The sequence below is a fragment of the Klebsiella sp. C283 genome (assembly GCF_048822555.1).
GTDB classification, from domain to species: Bacteria; Pseudomonadota; Gammaproteobacteria; order Enterobacterales; family Enterobacteriaceae; genus Klebsiella; species Klebsiella quasipneumoniae.
The window spans coordinates 24,931-39,570 of the sequence record NZ_JBMEZS010000015.1; the positions used below are offsets into that span (position 1 = coordinate 24,931).

A 14,640-nucleotide genomic window follows, 5' to 3' on the forward strand; every position below is an offset into this window, starting at 1 on the left:
GCAGGGCGACGAGCGTTATCGTCGGATTAAGTATGTCGATTGAAAAACTCGACGATGGCATTGAGCGCGACTGAGCGCATAGCGTCCTTTTCAAAAAGGATCTCATGGTATGCCCCTTCAATGACGAGCGGCTTTCCGCCCTCACAGGGATGGCCGGCGGCGGCCCGTAATTCACAATAGCGGTCGTGCATCAGATTATCGACCACCCGCTCCTCTTCCGCCTGCAGCAGCAGCGTCGGGGCCGTATCTTTCTCCACATTCGCCAGCACTTCGTCACCGGCCAGCATGCCTTCGCGCACCCAGTGCCAGGTCGGGCCGCCGACCTGCAGTCGCGGCTCGTCGGCATAGAAGCGCAGGTTACGACGATAGCGTTGTCGACTGTGCGTCAGCACGTTAACGGCAAAAGGCAGCGCCCGCCAGCGTCCGGTGCCGATGGCATACTCTTCGCGAATGCGCTGATGGCCCTCAGCCCAGTCGAGAATATGCCGCACCATCCAGTCCGGCAGCCGAATGATAATCCCGAACATCGGCGCGCAGAGCGCAATGGCATCGCAATGCGCCTGGTAGCGTTGCAGAAAAAGCGTGGCAATCGCCCCGCCCATAGAGTGAGCGAGGATAAACCGTTTTCGCCAGTGGCCCGGGACCACCTGCTGCTGCCAGAGCGCAGCCAGGTCATCAACATAATCGCTGAAGTTAACCACGTGCCCGCGGTGGGTATCAGAGAGCAGACGACCCGAGCGTCCCTGGCCGCGATGATCAATGATCATTACGTCAAAGCCGCTGTGAAAGAGATCGTAGGCCACTTCAGCATACTTCACGTAGCTTTCAATGCGCCCGGGGCAAATCAGCACCAGCCGATCGTTATTTTGCGCGCAAAAGCGAACAAAGCGTACCGGTACATCATCGACGCCTTTAAATTCAGCCTCTTCGCGCTGTCGCCAGAAATCCGTCAGCGGCCCCATGCTAAAGGCCGCAAACGCGTTTTCTCGTGTTTCCCAGTCCTTTTTCTGCCCAAACATCGGGTTTACACCCCTGTTAACCGCTGAAAATCGTTTTTTTGCCGTGTATCACACAATGCTGACACAATAGCGTATTGTGGCATAAAAACAGACAATCAGGGAGTTTCTCATGACCATTGAGTGGTGGTTCGCCTACCTGCTGACATCAATCATTCTCAGCCTGTCCCCGGGTTCCGGAGCGATTAATACCATGACCACCTCCATTAACCACGGTTACCGCGGCGCGGCGGCGTCGATTGCCGGTTTGCAGACCGGGCTGGCCATTCATATCGTGCTGGTCGGCGTCGGCCTCGGCACTCTCTTCTCCCGCTCGGTGCTGGCCTTTGAGGTGCTGAAATGGGCCGGCGCAGCCTACCTGATCTGGCTGGGTATCCAGCAATGGCGCGCGGCAGGGGCCATCGACCTGAATACGCTGGCGAAGGCGCAGACCCGCGGCAAACTGTTCCAGCGGGCGGTGTTCGTGAATCTCACCAATCCTAAAAGCATCGTTTTTCTGGCCGCCCTGTTTCCACAGTTTATCCTGCCCCACCAGCCCCAGGTGATGCAGTATCTCGTTCTGGGCGTCACCACCATCGTCGTCGATATCATTGTGATGATTGGCTATGCAACCCTCGCACAGCGCATTTCAGCATGGATTAAGGGGCCAAAGCAGATGAAGGCGCTGAACAAAGTCTTTGGTTCACTGTTTATGCTGGTTGGGGCGCTGCTCGCCTCCGCCCGTCACGCCTGAATGATGGAATCTCGCTCGCAAAGAGAGGTTCGCCTGGCGGGCGAAGCCATCTCTCTGCGCGAGCCGGCGCGCAAAGCGGGAAATTAATCTTTTTGCCCGCTGTCGACGCTGAGCCCGCCGTGCCAGGATGCCGTCAGAGACGTGATTCACGGATGAACGGCGATGGCAGAAACGGCGACCCCACATGATGCGGTATTTAAAACTTTTCTGTCGCGGGCAGAGACAGCGCGCGATTTTATCGAGATCCACCTGCCACCGTCGTTAACAGCGATCTGCAAACTGGATACCCTGCGTCTGGAATCCGGCAGCTTTCTTGAAGACGATCTCAGGCCCTACTACAGCGATATTCTCTATTCGCTGGAAACCACCCGCGGTAAAGGGTATGTCCATGTTCTGATCGAGCACCAGAGCGCCCCCGATAAACTGATGGCCTTTCGCTTAATGCGCTATGCCGTCGCCGCCATGCAGCGCCATCTGGAGAGCGGCCATAAAACGCTGCCTCTGGTTATTCCGGTCCTCTTCTATCAGGGACGACGCAGCCCCTATCCCTGGTCTATGAGCTGGCTGGATAATTTCGCCGATCCCGAGACCGCCCGCCAGCTCTATAGCGGGGCGTTTCCGCTGGTCGATATCACGGTGATCCCCGACGACGACATTATGCAGCACGGCGGCCCTGACGCTGGTGCAAAAACACATCCGCCAGCGCGATATGGCGCAATTGCTGGATAAGTTGACCCAACTCTTAATGCTGGAGCAGATGAGCGGACAACAAATCACCGTATTGGTAAACTATATGGCTCAGGCAGGGGATGCCGAGGATACTCGGGCACTCTTATACGGGCTGGCACAGCGCGTGCCGCAGCATGGAGGATTACTGATGACGCTGGCGGAAACATGGCTCGCAGAAGGTATGGAAAAAGGCATCAGGGAAGGCGTACAGCAAGGCATAAAGGAAGGTATAAAGGAAGGCAAACATCAGGCCTTGCTGCAGGTTGCCGAAGCGATGCGCAAACGCGGAATTGATGACGATGCGATTATGGAAATGACCGGTCTGTCTGAAGACGAGCTACAACGGCTTCGCCATTGACACTTTCTCCACCCGGATAAAGCCGGGTGGAGCATCGCGCCAGGTTAACGCGAGATTATCAGGTGGATGCCGAAGCCCGCAAACAGCGTGCCGGCGATACCGTCGATCCACTTCGCCATCCGCTGATAGCCGCGGCGCATCCCCGGCAGGGCGAACAGGCTGGCAACCACCAAAAACCAGGCCAGCGTCTCCATGATAATCAGCAGAAAAATGCCCCAGCGCGCGCCGGCGCCAACGCTGTCACCGACGAACAGCGAGAACACCGAGCCGAAGTAGATAATCGCTTTCGGGTTCGCCAGATTGGTCAGCAATCCCTTCAGGAAGCTGCGTCCGCTGCGGGCCAGTTCAACCTGCGGTTCTGCCGGGGACACCGCCTCTTTTTTCAACGCGCCGCGCAACATCTGATAGCCCATCCAGCACAGGTACAAGCCACCGCCGATCATAATGATGTTGTGCAGCCATGCCATTCTGGCGAGGATCAGGTTCAGGCCGAGCAGCGCAACCCCCGCCCAGATCATCACGCCGCAGGTGATCCCCAGTACGCCCATCACCGCCTCTCTGCGCGAGCGGCTGATGGCCGTTTGTGAGACAAAGAAAAAATCCGGCCCCGGGCTCATTAGCGCAATGATATGCACCAGCGCCACGGTGAGGAAAAGCATCAGCATAGTTAACTCGCAGGAAAATAATGAAGAGGATAACTATTCTGGCACTTTTATAGCCAGCTGACTACTCATCGTCGCCATCGACATGCGACCGGATCAGCGCCATAAACGGCTTGCCGAAACGCTCGAGTTTACGTGTTCCTACGCCGTTGACGCTGAGCATTTCGCCAGCGGTTAGCGGCGACTGCTCCGCCATCTCAATCAGCGTCGCGTCGTTGAAGACCACGTACGGGGGAATGTTTTCTTCATCGGCAATCGCTTTACGTAACTTGCGCAGCTTGGCAAACAGCTTACGATCGTAATTACCGCCGAAGGATTTCTGCATCGCCTTCGGCTTCAGCGCCACGATACGCGGTACGGCAAGCTGCAGCGGAACGTCGCCGCGCAGCACCGGGCGTGCGGCTTCGGTCAGCTGCAGCGCGGAGTGCTGGGCGATATTCTGCGTCACCAGCCCAAGGTGAATCAGTTGGCGGATCACGCTCACCCAGTGCTCGTGACTCTGTTCCCGGCCGATGCCGTATACCGGGAGCTTATCGTGGCCCATCTCGCGGATGCGCTGATTGTTGGCGCCACGCAGGACTTCCACCACGTAACCCATCCCGAAGCGCTGGTTAACCCGATAAATAGTGGAGAGCGCCTTGCGGGCGTCCATTAAGCCATCATACTGCTTCGGCGGATCAAGACAGATATCGCAGTTACCGCACGGCTCCTGGCGTCCTTCGCCAAAGTAGTTCAGCAGCACCAGACGACGACAGGTCTGGGCTTCAGCAAACGCCCCCATCGCGTTCAGCTTATGCCGTTCGATATCCTGCAGCGGTCCGGCGGGCTTCTCTTCCAGACAGCGGCGCAGCCACGCCATGTCCGCCGGATCGTAAAACAGCATCGCTTCCGCCGGCAGGCCGTCACGCCCGGCGCGGCCGGTCTCCTGATAGTAGGATTCAATATTGCGCGGGATATCAAAATGCACCACAAAGCGGACGTTCGGCTTGTTGATGCCCATCCCAAAGGCCACTGTCGCCACCACAATCTGCAGATCGTCGCGCTGGAATTTCTCCTGCACGTCGGCGCGCACGTCGTTTTCCAGGCCGGCATGGTAAGCCGCCGCGCTGATGCCGCGGCTCTGCAGACGCGCGGCGGTATCTTCCACTTTCGAACGGCTGTTGCAGTAGATAATGCCCGATTTGCCTCGCTGATCCTGGACGTAGCGCATCAGCTGGTCGAGCGGCTTGAATTTCTCCATCAGCATATAGCGGATGTTCGGCCGGTCGAAGCTGCTGACCTGAATCAGCGGATCGTTAAGTCCCAGCAGACGGACGATATCGCGGCGGGTGGTGTCATCGGCGGTGGCGGTCAACGCCATAAACGGGATCTGCGGCATCCGCTGACGCAGCTGGCCCAGCGCGGCATATTCCGGGCGGAAGTCATGGCCCCACTGAGAGATGCAGTGCGCTTCGTCCACCGCCAGCATCGCCAGATTCCAGTTCGCCAGATGCTCAAGGAAGTTGTCGAGCATCAACCGTTCCGGGGCGATATACAGCAGACGAACCTGCCCGCTGCGGCAGCCGGCCATCACGTCCTGCTGCTGTTCGCGGCTTTGCGTCGAGTTCAGACAGGCCGCCGCCACGCCATTGGCCAGCAGCTGATCGACCTGATCTTTCATCAGCGAGATCAGCGGCGAGACCACGACCGTCAGGCCGCCCATGACCAGCGCCGGTACCTGATAACACAGCGACTTGCCGCCACCGGTCGGCATAACCACCAGGCAGTCACGGCCCTCGAGCGCCGTCTCGATAATCGTCTCCTGGCCAGGACGGAACTGCTGGTAGCCGAAGGTCTCTTGTAAAACCTGCTTAGCCAGCGATTCCTGATTTAATACTTCCGCCTGTGCCACGTTGACCCCATTTGCCTGAAAAGAAAACAGGCGCTATTTTCAGCGCCTGCGAGCCAGAGTGCAACGATTAAAACAGATCGTTAAGCATTAGCCCGACGCCGACGCGCGTTTGATTAAAGTTGTAGTCGATAAGCGATTCGCCGTAGCCGCTGTAGATCTGGGTGTAAGCGCGAACATGTTTGGTGATGGGATAGCTCACCCCAAGTTCCGCCCCGCCGTACCCAGTATTCCAGTTGTATTGCCCCTGCGCGCTGAGGATCGCCTCGCCCAGCTGGTAACCCACCTTCAGGCGGTAATAGCCCATATATTTGGTGATGTCCGGGTTATCATCGGTGCTGCCCACCACATACCAGGGTTTCACTTCCACCAGCCAGTTGCCATTTTGCGCCATCAGGCGGGCATAAAGCCGGTTCCAGCTGCGTGAGGTGGGATCGGAACGGCCATTCGAGTCGTGGTTATATCCCATTTCGATATCGCGCAACGTCCAGCCGGCAAACTGATAGTCGGTCGCAAAGCCAAGAAACAGCTGGGGTTCGTAGTTGGTTTCGCGAAACGGCGCCGACTCTTTGCTGTTGGAGAGCTGCCACCAGGATTTCTGGGTATAGGACGCGCCGAGCAGCGAATTATCCCCCAGGATGCCGCGCCACAGCGGGAAGGCGAGGCTCAGCTGAAACTTCACTTCATCTTTACGGGCATTTTCGGCCCAGTCATAGCTGCGAATCGCCTCTTTATTGAGATCGCTGGTCCACGTGTAGAGCAGATAGTTGCTTTCATAAGGGTAGAGCAGAAAAGGATTATCATGATCCTGTAGCAGGTTGGCGATAATACTGCCGCGCACTGCTGGTTTGTCGTGTACCGACGCATCCTGCGCCATAACACCAGCCGGTAGCGCGCACAGCGCCGCCAGGCAGGCCAAAGAGATACGCATGCTGGTCTCCTGATAAATAGTTTTTATTTTTGTTTAACCTGAAGACATTCTACCTGTTTATTAATCCCCTGCCCCCTAATCCACTCCGAAAGTGGAAATCAATATTTTAGAAGCATAAAATCAACATTTTATTAACGAATGGAACCGGTGTTATGTCTGAACTTACTGCCGAAGCAGCTCTGAAACTGGTGGGGGAGATTTTCGTCTATCACATGCCGTTTAACCGCGCCCTCGGCCTCGAACTGGAGCGCTATGAAAAAGCGTTTGCCCAGCTCAGCTTTAATAATCAGCCGATGATGGTCGGCAACTGGGCGCAAAGCATTCTGCATGGCGGAGTGATCGCCTCCGCGCTGGACGTCGCCGCAGGGCTGGTCTGCGTTGGCAGCACCCTTACCCGCCATGACACTATCAACGAAGAAGAGCTGCGCCAGCGGCTTTCCCGCATGGGAACCATCGACCTGCGCGTGGACTACCTGCGTCCGGGCCGCGGCGAACGTTTTACCGCGACCAGCACCCTGCTGCGCGCCGGCAATAAAGTGGCGGTAGCCCGTGTGGAACTGCATAACGAAGCGCAGATATATATTGCCAGCGCAACAGCGACCTATATGGTGGGTTGATTGGCCAAAATCGAGTAACATCACTCTCTTTGGCAATGGATTTTACCGATGGATGCGAAACAGACGCGGTTGGGGATTATTCTGGCCCTCGCCGCCTACTTTATCTGGGGTATCGCGCCGGCGTACTTCAAACTTATCTACTATGTTCCCGCCGATGAAATTCTGACCCATCGCGTGATCTGGTCTTTCTTCTTCATGGTGGCGCTCATCAGCGTCAGCCGCCAGTGGCCGCAGGTGAAAAAGCTGCTGAAGACGCCGCGCAAGATCTTCCTGCTGGCGCTCTCTGCGGTGCTGGTCGGCGGCAACTGGCTGCTGTTCATCTGGGCGGTGAATAACCACCATATGCTGGAAGCCAGTCTCGGCTACTTTATCAACCCGCTGGTGAACATTCTGTTAGGGATGATTTTCCTTGGCGAACGTTTCCGTCGCCTGCAGTGGCTGGCGATGATCCTCGCCTTTTGCGGCGTACTGGTGCAGCTCTGGACCTTTGGTTCGCTGCCGATTATCGGCCTTGGGCTGGCCTTCAGCTTTGCCTTTTATGGTCTGGTGCGCAAGAAAATCGCTGTCGATACGCAGACCGGCATGCTGGTGGAAACGCTGTGGCTGTTGCCGGTGGCGGCGATTTGGCTGTTCGGCATCACCGACAGCCCCACCAGCCATATGGGGCAGAACCCCTGGTCGCTCAATCTGCTGCTGATGGCGGCAGGCGTGGTGACCACCATCCCTCTGCTGTGCTTCACCGGGGCGGCAACGCGTCTGCGGCTCTCCACGCTGGGCTTTTTCCAGTACATCGGCCCAACGCTGATGTTCCTGCTGGCGGTGACGTTCTACGGCGAAGTGCCGGGCAAGGATAAAATGGTCACCTTTGGCTTTATCTGGGTGGCGCTGGCGATATTCGTGATGGATGCAGTGTATACGCAAAGACGGGGGCGTCGGAGCCAGTAGATTGCCGGATAGCGTCTATGCCCTATCCGGCTTACAAAAGTCCAGCACCCAGGCCGGATAAGCGAAGCGCATCCGGCACAACAACTACAGCCAGTTTTTACGCTTGAAGTAGAGATACGGCGCCAGGCCGGCCAGCATCATAAAGACGATCGCCCCCGGGTAGCCGAAGCTCCAGTGCAGCTCCGGCATAAATTCAAAGTTCATTCCGTAGCTGGAGGCCACCAGAGTTGGCGGCAGGAACACCACCGACACCACCGAGAAGATCTTAATGATGCGGTTCTGTTCGATATTGATAAAGCCCATCGCCGCCTGCATCAGGAAGTTCACCTTCTGGAACAGCGATTCGTTGTGCGGCAGCAGGGATTCGATATCGCGCAGGATCTCCCGCGCCTGCTCCAGCTGGCCCGCCGGCAGGCGCGCCTTACGCACGAGGAAGTTCAGCGCGCGCTGGGTATCCATCAAACAGAGGCGGACCTTCCAGCCGATATCTTCCAGTTCCGCCAGCGTCGACAGCGCTTCGTCGTACTCATCTCCCTGGTGGCCTTCCATAATCACGCGGCTCAGCTTTTCCAGGTCGCTGTAGATGTTTTCTATCTCATCCGCCAGCTGTTCGATTTTGGTCTCGAACAGATCTAACAACAGCTCGTAAGCGTTGCCGTCCACCAGCGTCTGGTTACGCACGCGCATGCGGTAGAGGCGAAAAGCCGGCAGTTCACGCTCGCGCAGCGTAAACAGGCGCCCTTCGCGGATAGTAAACGCCACGGTAGAGTTACCCGCGTGATCGTCGGCATCTTCGAAAAAGAAGAAGGAGTGGATATGTAACCCGTCTTCATCTTCAAAGAAACGTGCGGAGGCTTCGATATCTTCCAGTTCCGGGCGCGTCGCCAGGTTCTGACCCAGTTCCGTCTGCACGCGGCTTCGCTCATCATCGTCAGGCTCGACCAGATCGACCCACACCGAGCTGGCGAGGTGCTTGATCTCATCGGCTTCCAGGCGCGTTAAACGATTGTTTTCCAGTTGAAATGCGCTCAGCATGACCGGGACTCCCAATGCAAAAAAATTATCGGACAGTTCGGTGGGCACACAGAAACAAATTGGGTTTCAGACCATTAAGCCTGACTCAGCGCGACGGGAATGGGGCAGGTCGCTGACAACCGCTAAGGCTATCAGCATAAGAGGATAGCCTTAGGAGTTGTTCCTGAATGACAGGAAGTTGAGCCAGCATCTACTGGGTGTGTCCAAGGCGAATGTCCTCTTAGCGTAATCGTGCGCGCATGTTACGCCAGCGCAAAATCGGCGTCAACACGCAACGGAACGCGAAAGCGCAAATCAGGCGCCTTAACGTATAAAGGTAGCAGAATATTACAAAATAATGATATTTTTCTTAAAGTTACACTTCCTCGAGCCGGGCGTAAGCCGCTACCAGCCATTTGATCCCCTGACCCTGAAAAGCCACCTGCAGCCGGCTGTGCTCGCCGCTGCCTTCGAGGTTGACGATGGTGCCTTCGCCGAACTTCGGATGTCGTACGCGCTGGCCTAATTTGTAGCCGGTATCGCTCTCGGCAATCGGCGCGCCCAATCGCTGATGGTTTACCGGGCGGCTTACCGTGGCCCGCAGACGCACCTCTTCTACGCACTCCTGCGGCAGTTCTCCAATAAAGCGCGACGGGCGATGGTAAACCTCTTTGCCGTACAGACGGCGGGTTTCCGCGTAGGTCAGCGTCAGCTTCTGCATGGCGCGCGTCACGCCAACGTAGGCCAGACGACGCTCTTCTTCCAGGCGGCCGCCTTCATCAAGGGCCATCTGGCTCGGGAACATCCCCTCTTCGACGCCGACGATGAACACCTGCGGGAACTCCAGCCCTTTCGCCGAGTGCAGGGTCATCAGCTGAACCGCGTCCTGCCAGGTGTCCGCCTGCCCTTCGCCCGCTTCCAGCGCGGCGTGGGAGAGGAACGCCTGCAGCGGCATCAGATCTTCATCTTCTTCGTTGTAGCTGAACTGGCGCGTCGCCGTCACCAGCTCCTCTAAGTTTTCAATACGGGTCTGGCCCTTCTCGCCTTTCTCCTGCTCGTACATCGCGCGCAGCCCGGAGTCTTTAATCACCCGATCGGTCTGGACGTGCAGCGGCATATCGGTGGTCTCCTGCGCCAGCGCGTCAATCAGCTCCATAAAGCGCTGCAAGGCGCTGGCGGCGCGACCGGCCAGCGCTTTATCTTTCAGCAGCTCGCGGCTGGCCTGCCACAGCGTCAGCTGACGATCGCGCGACGTCTGGCGCACCACGTCCAGCGTGCGGTCGCCGATGCCGCGGGTCGGCGTATTGACTACGCGCTCAAACGCCGCATCGTCGTTACGGTTGGCGATCAGACGCAGGTACGAGAGCGCATCTTTGATTTCCTGGCGCTCGAAGAAGCGCATGCCGCCATAGATGCGGTACGGCATGCTGGCCTGCAGAAGCGCCTCTTCCAGCACGCGCGACTGGGCGTTGCTGCGATAGAGGATGGCGCACTGCTCCAGCGCCCCGCCGTTCTCCTGCCAGGTTTTTATCCGGTTCACCACGAAGCGTGCTTCGTCGAGATCGTTGAAAGCGCAGTACAGCGAGATCGGCTCGCCGTCGGCGCCGTCGGTCCAAAGCTTCTTGCCCAGGCGACCGTTGTTGTTTTCAATCAGGGCGTTGGCGGCGCTGAGGATGTTGCTGGTCGAGCGATAGTTCTGCTCAAGGCGGATGGTTTCCGCACCGGGAAAATCGTTAAGGAAGCGCTGAATATTCTCGACCTGCGCGCCGCGCCAGCCGTAAATCGACTGATCGTCATCGCCGACGATCATCACCTTGCCGGTATCGCCCGCCAGCAGGCGGATCCAGGCGTATTGAATGTTGTTGGTATCCTGGAATTCGTCGACGAGGATGTTGGTGAAACGCTCGCGGTAGTGCTGGAGGATGTGCGGCTTATTCAGCCACAGCTCGTGGGCGCGCAGCAGCAGTTCGGCGAAGTCCACCAGCCCGGCGCGATCGCAGGCTTCCTGATAGGCCTGATAGACCTTCTGCCAGGTCTGCTCGACCGGATTGCCGTAGCTCTGAATATGATGCGGACGCAGCCCTTCATCTTTCTGGCTGTTGATGTACCACATCGCCTGACGCGGCGGCCACTGCTTCTCATCGAGGTTCATCGCCTTAATCAGACGCTTCAGCAGGCGCAACTGGTCTTCGCTATCGAGGATTTGGAAATCCTGCGGCAGGTTGGCGTCCAGATGGTGCGCGCGCAGCAGGCGGTGGGCCAGGCCGTGGAAGGTGCCCACCCACATGCCGCCCTGGGTGGTGCCCATCAGCTGACCGATACGATGGCGCATCTCTGCCGCCGCTTTGTTGGTAAAGGTCACCGCCATAATAGAATACGGCGAGCAGTTCTCCACGCTCAGCAGCCAGGCGATACGGTGCACCAGAACGCGCGTCTTACCACTGCCCGCCCCTGCCAGCACCAGCATGTTGGTGCGCGAGGCCGCTACGGCTTCACGCTGTTTGTCATTGAGGCTGTCGAGCAGGTAAGAAACGTCCATTGGCACCGCCGGAAGAGAAGGGGTTCCACGAACCCCTGTTAATATATACAGAGTGACTGGTGATTATATCAGCGAGGTCAGAGATGCCAACCGTGAAATTTCAATATGCGGCAGCAGGCGGCTGTCCGCGGTGTGCATCAGGTCCGCGCCTTGCGGTTTGATCCAGCATGCCTGCATGCCACAGCGCAGCGATCCGGCGACGTCAGTGGTCAGGTCATCGCCGACGTGCAGAATATGCCCGAGCGGTAAGTTCAGGCGCTCCGCCGCCAGATGGTACATGTCGGCAAACGGCTTGGAGCGGCCATCCGGCCCGGCGCGCAGCACAAAGCGGAAATAGTCGCTCAGGCCGAACAGCTCTGGTCGGGCGTTGCCGTTGGTAATCGCCACCAGCGGCCACTTCTCCGCCAGCTTCGCCAGCGTATCGTGGGTCTCCTGCGGGACATCGACGCGGCTGCGCCAGTGGGCGAAGTGTTCCATCGCCGCATCGGCCCCCGCTTTCGCCGCGTCGGCGGAGAGGCCGGCGTTACGCATGCCTAACTCCAGGGCACGGTGGCGCCAGACGGTCACGTCGTGATAGATCTCAGGCTCGGATACCAGCAGCGTCTGGCGCAGCTGATTAAGCTCATGGGCGTCGAACTGGCTGAGCGACGGATGGTAGCTGCGCACAAAAGCCAGCGACTCGTGCATCGTCCGGTCAATTACCGGGCGGTTATCATAAAGGGTATCGTCCAGGTCAAACGTCAGCGCGGAAATCTGGCCCAGAGGTCGGTAAAAACGCATTATTTCCCCCGTTTTGCGCGCGGATGCGCGGCATCGTACACCGAGGCAAGGTGTTGAAAGTCGAGATGGGTATAAATTTGGGTGGTGGAGAGGTTAGCATGCCCCAACAGCTCCTGCACACCGCGCAGATCGCCGCTGGACTCCAGCATATGAGTGGCAAAGGAGTGGCGAAGCTTGTGCGGATGCACATGGCTGTTCAGCCCCTGCTTAATGCCCCACTCGGCGAACCGCTTCTGTACGTTGCGCGCCGAAATGCGCTTGCCCAGTTTCGACAAAAACAGCGCGTCGTCGTCGGTACCGAACAGGCCGCGTAAATCCAGCCAGTGCTCAATCCACATCACGGCGTTGCGACCGATCGGCAAACGGCGCTCTTTGCTGCCTTTGCCCATCACCCAGACCTCGCCGCTTTCGAGATCGAGATGTTTGATATCAAGGTTGACCAGCTCGGATAAACGCAGCCCCGCGCCGTACATCACCTCCAGCATCGCCCGGTCGCGCACCGCCAGCGGATCGTTGAGATCGATATCCAGCAGCCGATTGACGTCATCGACATCGATATTTTTCGGCAGGTGACGGGGAATTTTCGGCGCGGCGATCCCTTTCGCCGGGTTGGCGCTGAGCTCGCCCTGGCCGACCAGCCAGTCGAAGAAACTGCGCAGCGCCGACAGGCGAAGCGCCAGGCTCGCCGGGCCTAACCCCGCGCGGCGACTGCGCACCGCAAAGCTTCGCACCTGAGCGGCATCGCACTGCGACCAGCTTTTCAGACCCGCCTCATCCGCCAGGGCGATCAGCGCGTCCAGCTGTCGCTGGTAATTCAGTAACGTGATCGGGCTGAGCTGGCGTTCAACGCCCAGGTGGCGCAGAAAGCGGGAGACGGCGGAGAAGAGAGGAGAATCGGTCATGCGCGTTCAATCCAGCGCTCCAGCAGGCCGGGCAGCATCTGGGCAATCTCCTGCAGCAGCTGCGTCCCCTGTCCTGGCTGATAATGCTGCGCATCGCGGCTGCTAAAGAGCATCACGCCGGGGGCATTATCGCCGCCCAGCAGCGACATCGCCACTGACCCAATGGCTTTCGCCTCCGGCAGCACCACCAGCAGCTCCGGACCGTTGAGCGGCCCAAGGTAGTGGCGCGCCTGGCCCAGACGTTGAATACGGATCGGCTCAAACGCCTGCCGGCTTAACGCCAGATGGGTAAACTTCGAAGGCGCGCCGAGGCGCCAGCTGTCAGGGAACAGGCGCACCGTGGCGCCCGCCAGCCCCAGCTCGCGCGCCCAGCGGTGAAGGCGGTTGAGCATATCGTCGAAGCTCTCCGCCGCCGCCAGCCGCGTTTGCAGCTGCAGCAGGCGCTGGAACAGGCTTTCATTGGCGACCGCCTGCTCCATCAGCAGCGACATATTCTCTTCCAGCACATGAATATGGTTACGCGCCCGCATCATATGCCACTCCACCAGCGAAATCGTACCGCGTACCGGATGCGGGACGCGGAGGTGTTCGACCTGGGCGGCATTACGAATAAAAAATTCAGGATGTTGCAACAGATAGTCCACCACGGCGCGATCGTTCAATGCGCTGGCGACCTCCTGTTGTTCTTCCCCGATTGGTTTCATAAATGAATAAATCCATCATAGACATGGGCCGCCGGGCCGGTCATAAACAGCGGCTGGCCCGGGCCTTTCCAGGCGATATCAAGACGACCGCCGGGTAATTCCACACGTACCGTTTCAGCGAGCAGCCCCTGCTGGATCCCCACCGCCACCGCGGCGCAAGCGCCGCTGCCGCAGGCCTGAGTTTCACCGGCGCCGCGTTCGTAGACGCGCAGACGGATATGGGACCGGCCGACCACCTGCATAAAGCCGATATTGGCGCGTTCCGGGAAACGCTCATGGCTTTCCATTACCGGGCCGAGGGTTTCCACCGCCGCCGTATCCACATCATCCACCTGGATAACGCAGTGCGGGTTCCCCATGGATACCACGCCGCACAATACTGTCTGCTCGGCGGCACGCATGATATAGGTCTTTTCCGCTTTGTTGGCGCGGAACGGCACCTGGGAGGGCTCGAAGTTGGGCTCGCCCATGTTCACCCGCACCAGATCGTCTTCCGTTACGCTTAATACCATACGGCCGTTGGCCGTACTCACGCGGATGTCACGTTTATTGGTCAGGCCTTTCAGCCGGACGAAGCGTGCGAAACAGCGCGCGCCGTTGCCGCACTGCGACACTTCGCTGCCGTCGGCATTAAAGATCCGGTAATGGAAATCCAGATCCGGATCGTAGGGCGGCTCCACCACTAACAGCTGATCGAACCCGACGCCAAGGTGGCGATCCGCCAGGCGGCGAATCAGCTCCGGCGAGAAAAAAACATTCTGCGTTACCGCGTCAACGACCATAAAATCGTTGCCAAGGCCATGCATTTTAGAGAACTGCATC

At 58.4% G+C, this 14,640-nt stretch carries 14 protein-coding genes and 1 pseudogene; 4 read left to right on the forward strand and 11 right to left on the reverse strand.

The annotated features are described in order from the left end of the window. Positions 1-26: 26 nt before the first annotated feature. The gene (gene pldB, locus ACOI7Z_RS23980; RefSeq protein WP_008807942.1) at positions 27-1,019 is read right to left on the reverse strand and encodes a lysophospholipase L2; all 993 of its coding nucleotides are present in this window, start codon (positions 1,017-1,019) and stop codon (positions 27-29) included. A 109-nt stretch (positions 1,020-1,128) separates the two neighbouring features. Between pldB and rhtB the strand changes: the two genes are divergently transcribed. Both rhtB and ACOI7Z_RS23990 read left to right on the forward strand, forming a co-directional pair. Then, positions 1,129-1,749 carry a homoserine/homoserine lactone efflux protein gene (rhtB, locus tag ACOI7Z_RS23985; protein ID WP_002883411.1) on the forward strand — a complete coding sequence of 207 codons (621 nt, stop codon included), beginning with the start codon at positions 1,129-1,131 and terminating at the stop codon, positions 1,747-1,749. Between the two features lie 162 nt (positions 1,750-1,911). Then, positions 1,912-2,836, forward strand: a pseudogene (locus tag ACOI7Z_RS23990) (Rpn family recombination-promoting nuclease/putative transposase). A 44-nt stretch (positions 2,837-2,880) separates the two neighbouring features. On the opposite strand, the gene rhtC reads toward ACOI7Z_RS23990, so the two are convergent. The 3 genes from rhtC to pldA form a co-directional block, all read right to left on the reverse strand. Continuing rightward, positions 2,881-3,501 (reverse strand): threonine export protein RhtC, encoded by a 621-nt coding sequence (gene rhtC / locus ACOI7Z_RS23995; RefSeq protein WP_023291572.1) that lies wholly within the window; start codon positions 3,499-3,501, stop codon positions 2,881-2,883. Between the two features lie 61 nt (positions 3,502-3,562). Then, positions 3,563-5,389 carry an ATP-dependent DNA helicase RecQ gene (gene recQ / locus ACOI7Z_RS24000; RefSeq protein WP_032454515.1) on the reverse strand — a complete coding sequence of 609 codons (1,827 nt, stop codon included), beginning with the start codon at positions 5,387-5,389 and terminating at the stop codon, positions 3,563-3,565. Positions 5,390-5,456: 67 nt separating this feature from the next. Then, complete coding sequence (gene pldA, locus ACOI7Z_RS24005) at positions 5,457-6,317, reverse strand: phospholipase A (protein WP_004886777.1); 861 nt, start codon at positions 6,315-6,317, stop codon at positions 5,457-5,459. Positions 6,318-6,469: 152 nt separating this feature from the next. Here pldA and yigI point away from each other — a divergent pair, with 152 nt between their 5' ends. Together yigI and rarD are read left to right on the forward strand one after the other, a co-directional pair. Further along, positions 6,470-6,934, forward strand: a complete 465-nt coding sequence (gene yigI, locus ACOI7Z_RS24010; protein ID WP_087849099.1) for an acyl-CoA thioesterase YigI — start codon at positions 6,470-6,472, stop codon at positions 6,932-6,934. Between the two features lie 48 nt (positions 6,935-6,982). Next, positions 6,983-7,879, forward strand: a complete 897-nt coding sequence (gene rarD, locus ACOI7Z_RS24015; RefSeq protein WP_087849100.1) for an EamA family transporter RarD — start codon at positions 6,983-6,985, stop codon at positions 7,877-7,879. A gap of 84 nt (positions 7,880-7,963) precedes the next feature. Here rarD and corA read toward each other — a convergent pair whose 3' ends face one another. The 7 genes from corA to dapF form a co-directional block, all read right to left on the reverse strand. Next, positions 7,964-8,914 (reverse strand): magnesium/cobalt transporter CorA, encoded by a 951-nt coding sequence (gene corA / locus ACOI7Z_RS24020; protein ID WP_002883400.1) that lies wholly within the window; start codon positions 8,912-8,914, stop codon positions 7,964-7,966. Positions 8,915-9,064: 150 nt separating this feature from the next. Beyond that, positions 9,065-9,121, reverse strand: a complete 57-nt coding sequence (gene ysgD, locus ACOI7Z_RS24025) for a YsgD/CorL family protein (protein ID WP_349815745.1) — start codon at positions 9,119-9,121, stop codon at positions 9,065-9,067. 148 nt (positions 9,122-9,269) lie between these two features. Then, positions 9,270-11,432, reverse strand: coding sequence for a DNA helicase II (gene uvrD / locus ACOI7Z_RS24030; RefSeq protein ID WP_004886784.1), 2,163 nt, complete (start codon positions 11,430-11,432; stop codon positions 9,270-9,272). A 63-nt stretch (positions 11,433-11,495) separates the two neighbouring features. Next, positions 11,496-12,212, reverse strand: a complete 717-nt coding sequence (gene yigB / locus ACOI7Z_RS24035) for a 5-amino-6-(5-phospho-D-ribitylamino)uracil phosphatase YigB (RefSeq protein ID WP_087849101.1) — start codon at positions 12,210-12,212, stop codon at positions 11,496-11,498. Further along, positions 12,212-13,114 carry a tyrosine recombinase XerC gene (xerC, locus tag ACOI7Z_RS24040; RefSeq protein ID WP_044521758.1) on the reverse strand — a complete coding sequence of 301 codons (903 nt, stop codon included), beginning with the start codon at positions 13,112-13,114 and terminating at the stop codon, positions 12,212-12,214. Before xerC ends, yigB begins: the two co-directional genes overlap by 1 nt. Continuing rightward, positions 13,111-13,818 (reverse strand): DUF484 domain-containing protein, encoded by a 708-nt coding sequence (locus ACOI7Z_RS24045; protein WP_048336565.1) that lies wholly within the window; start codon positions 13,816-13,818, stop codon positions 13,111-13,113. Before ACOI7Z_RS24045 ends, xerC begins: the two co-directional genes overlap by 4 nt. Then, the gene (gene dapF, locus ACOI7Z_RS24050; protein ID WP_002883394.1) at positions 13,815-14,639 is read right to left on the reverse strand and encodes a diaminopimelate epimerase; all 825 of its coding nucleotides are present in this window, start codon (positions 14,637-14,639) and stop codon (positions 13,815-13,817) included. The genes ACOI7Z_RS24045 and dapF overlap by 4 nt, the downstream gene beginning before the upstream one ends. Position 14,640 lies beyond the last annotated feature (1 nt).

Excerpts from the sequence above, each read along its gene's own strand:
- yigB (WP_087849101.1), bottom strand. The coding sequence starts at position 12,212 with ATGCGTTTTTACCGACCTCTGGGCCAGATTTCCGCGCTGACGTTTGAC.
- rhtB (WP_002883411.1), top strand. The coding sequence starts at position 1,129 with ATGACCATTGAGTGGTGGTTCGCCTACCTGCTGACATCAATCATTCTC.
- yigI (WP_087849099.1), top strand. The coding sequence starts at position 6,470 with ATGTCTGAACTTACTGCCGAAGCAGCTCTGAAACTGGTGGGGGAGATT.
- corA (WP_002883400.1), bottom strand. The coding sequence starts at position 8,914 with ATGCTGAGCGCATTTCAACTGGAAAACAATCGTTTAACGCGCCTGGAA.
- pldA (WP_004886777.1), bottom strand. The coding sequence starts at position 6,317 with ATGCGTATCTCTTTGGCCTGCCTGGCGGCGCTGTGCGCGCTACCGGCT.
- dapF (WP_002883394.1), bottom strand. The coding sequence starts at position 14,639 with ATGCAGTTCTCTAAAATGCATGGCCTTGGCAACGATTTTATGGTCGTT.
- xerC (WP_044521758.1), bottom strand. The coding sequence starts at position 13,114 with ATGACCGATTCTCCTCTCTTCTCCGCCGTCTCCCGCTTTCTGCGCCAC.
- ACOI7Z_RS24045 (WP_048336565.1), bottom strand. The coding sequence starts at position 13,818 with ATGAAACCAATCGGGGAAGAACAACAGGAGGTCGCCAGCGCATTGAAC.
- uvrD (WP_004886784.1), bottom strand. The coding sequence starts at position 11,432 with ATGGACGTTTCTTACCTGCTCGACAGCCTCAATGACAAACAGCGTGAA.
- rhtC (WP_023291572.1), bottom strand. The coding sequence starts at position 3,501 with ATGCTGATGCTTTTCCTCACCGTGGCGCTGGTGCATATCATTGCGCTA.
- pldB (WP_008807942.1), bottom strand. The coding sequence starts at position 1,019 with ATGTTTGGGCAGAAAAAGGACTGGGAAACACGAGAAAACGCGTTTGCG.
- rarD (WP_087849100.1), top strand. The coding sequence starts at position 6,983 with ATGGATGCGAAACAGACGCGGTTGGGGATTATTCTGGCCCTCGCCGCC.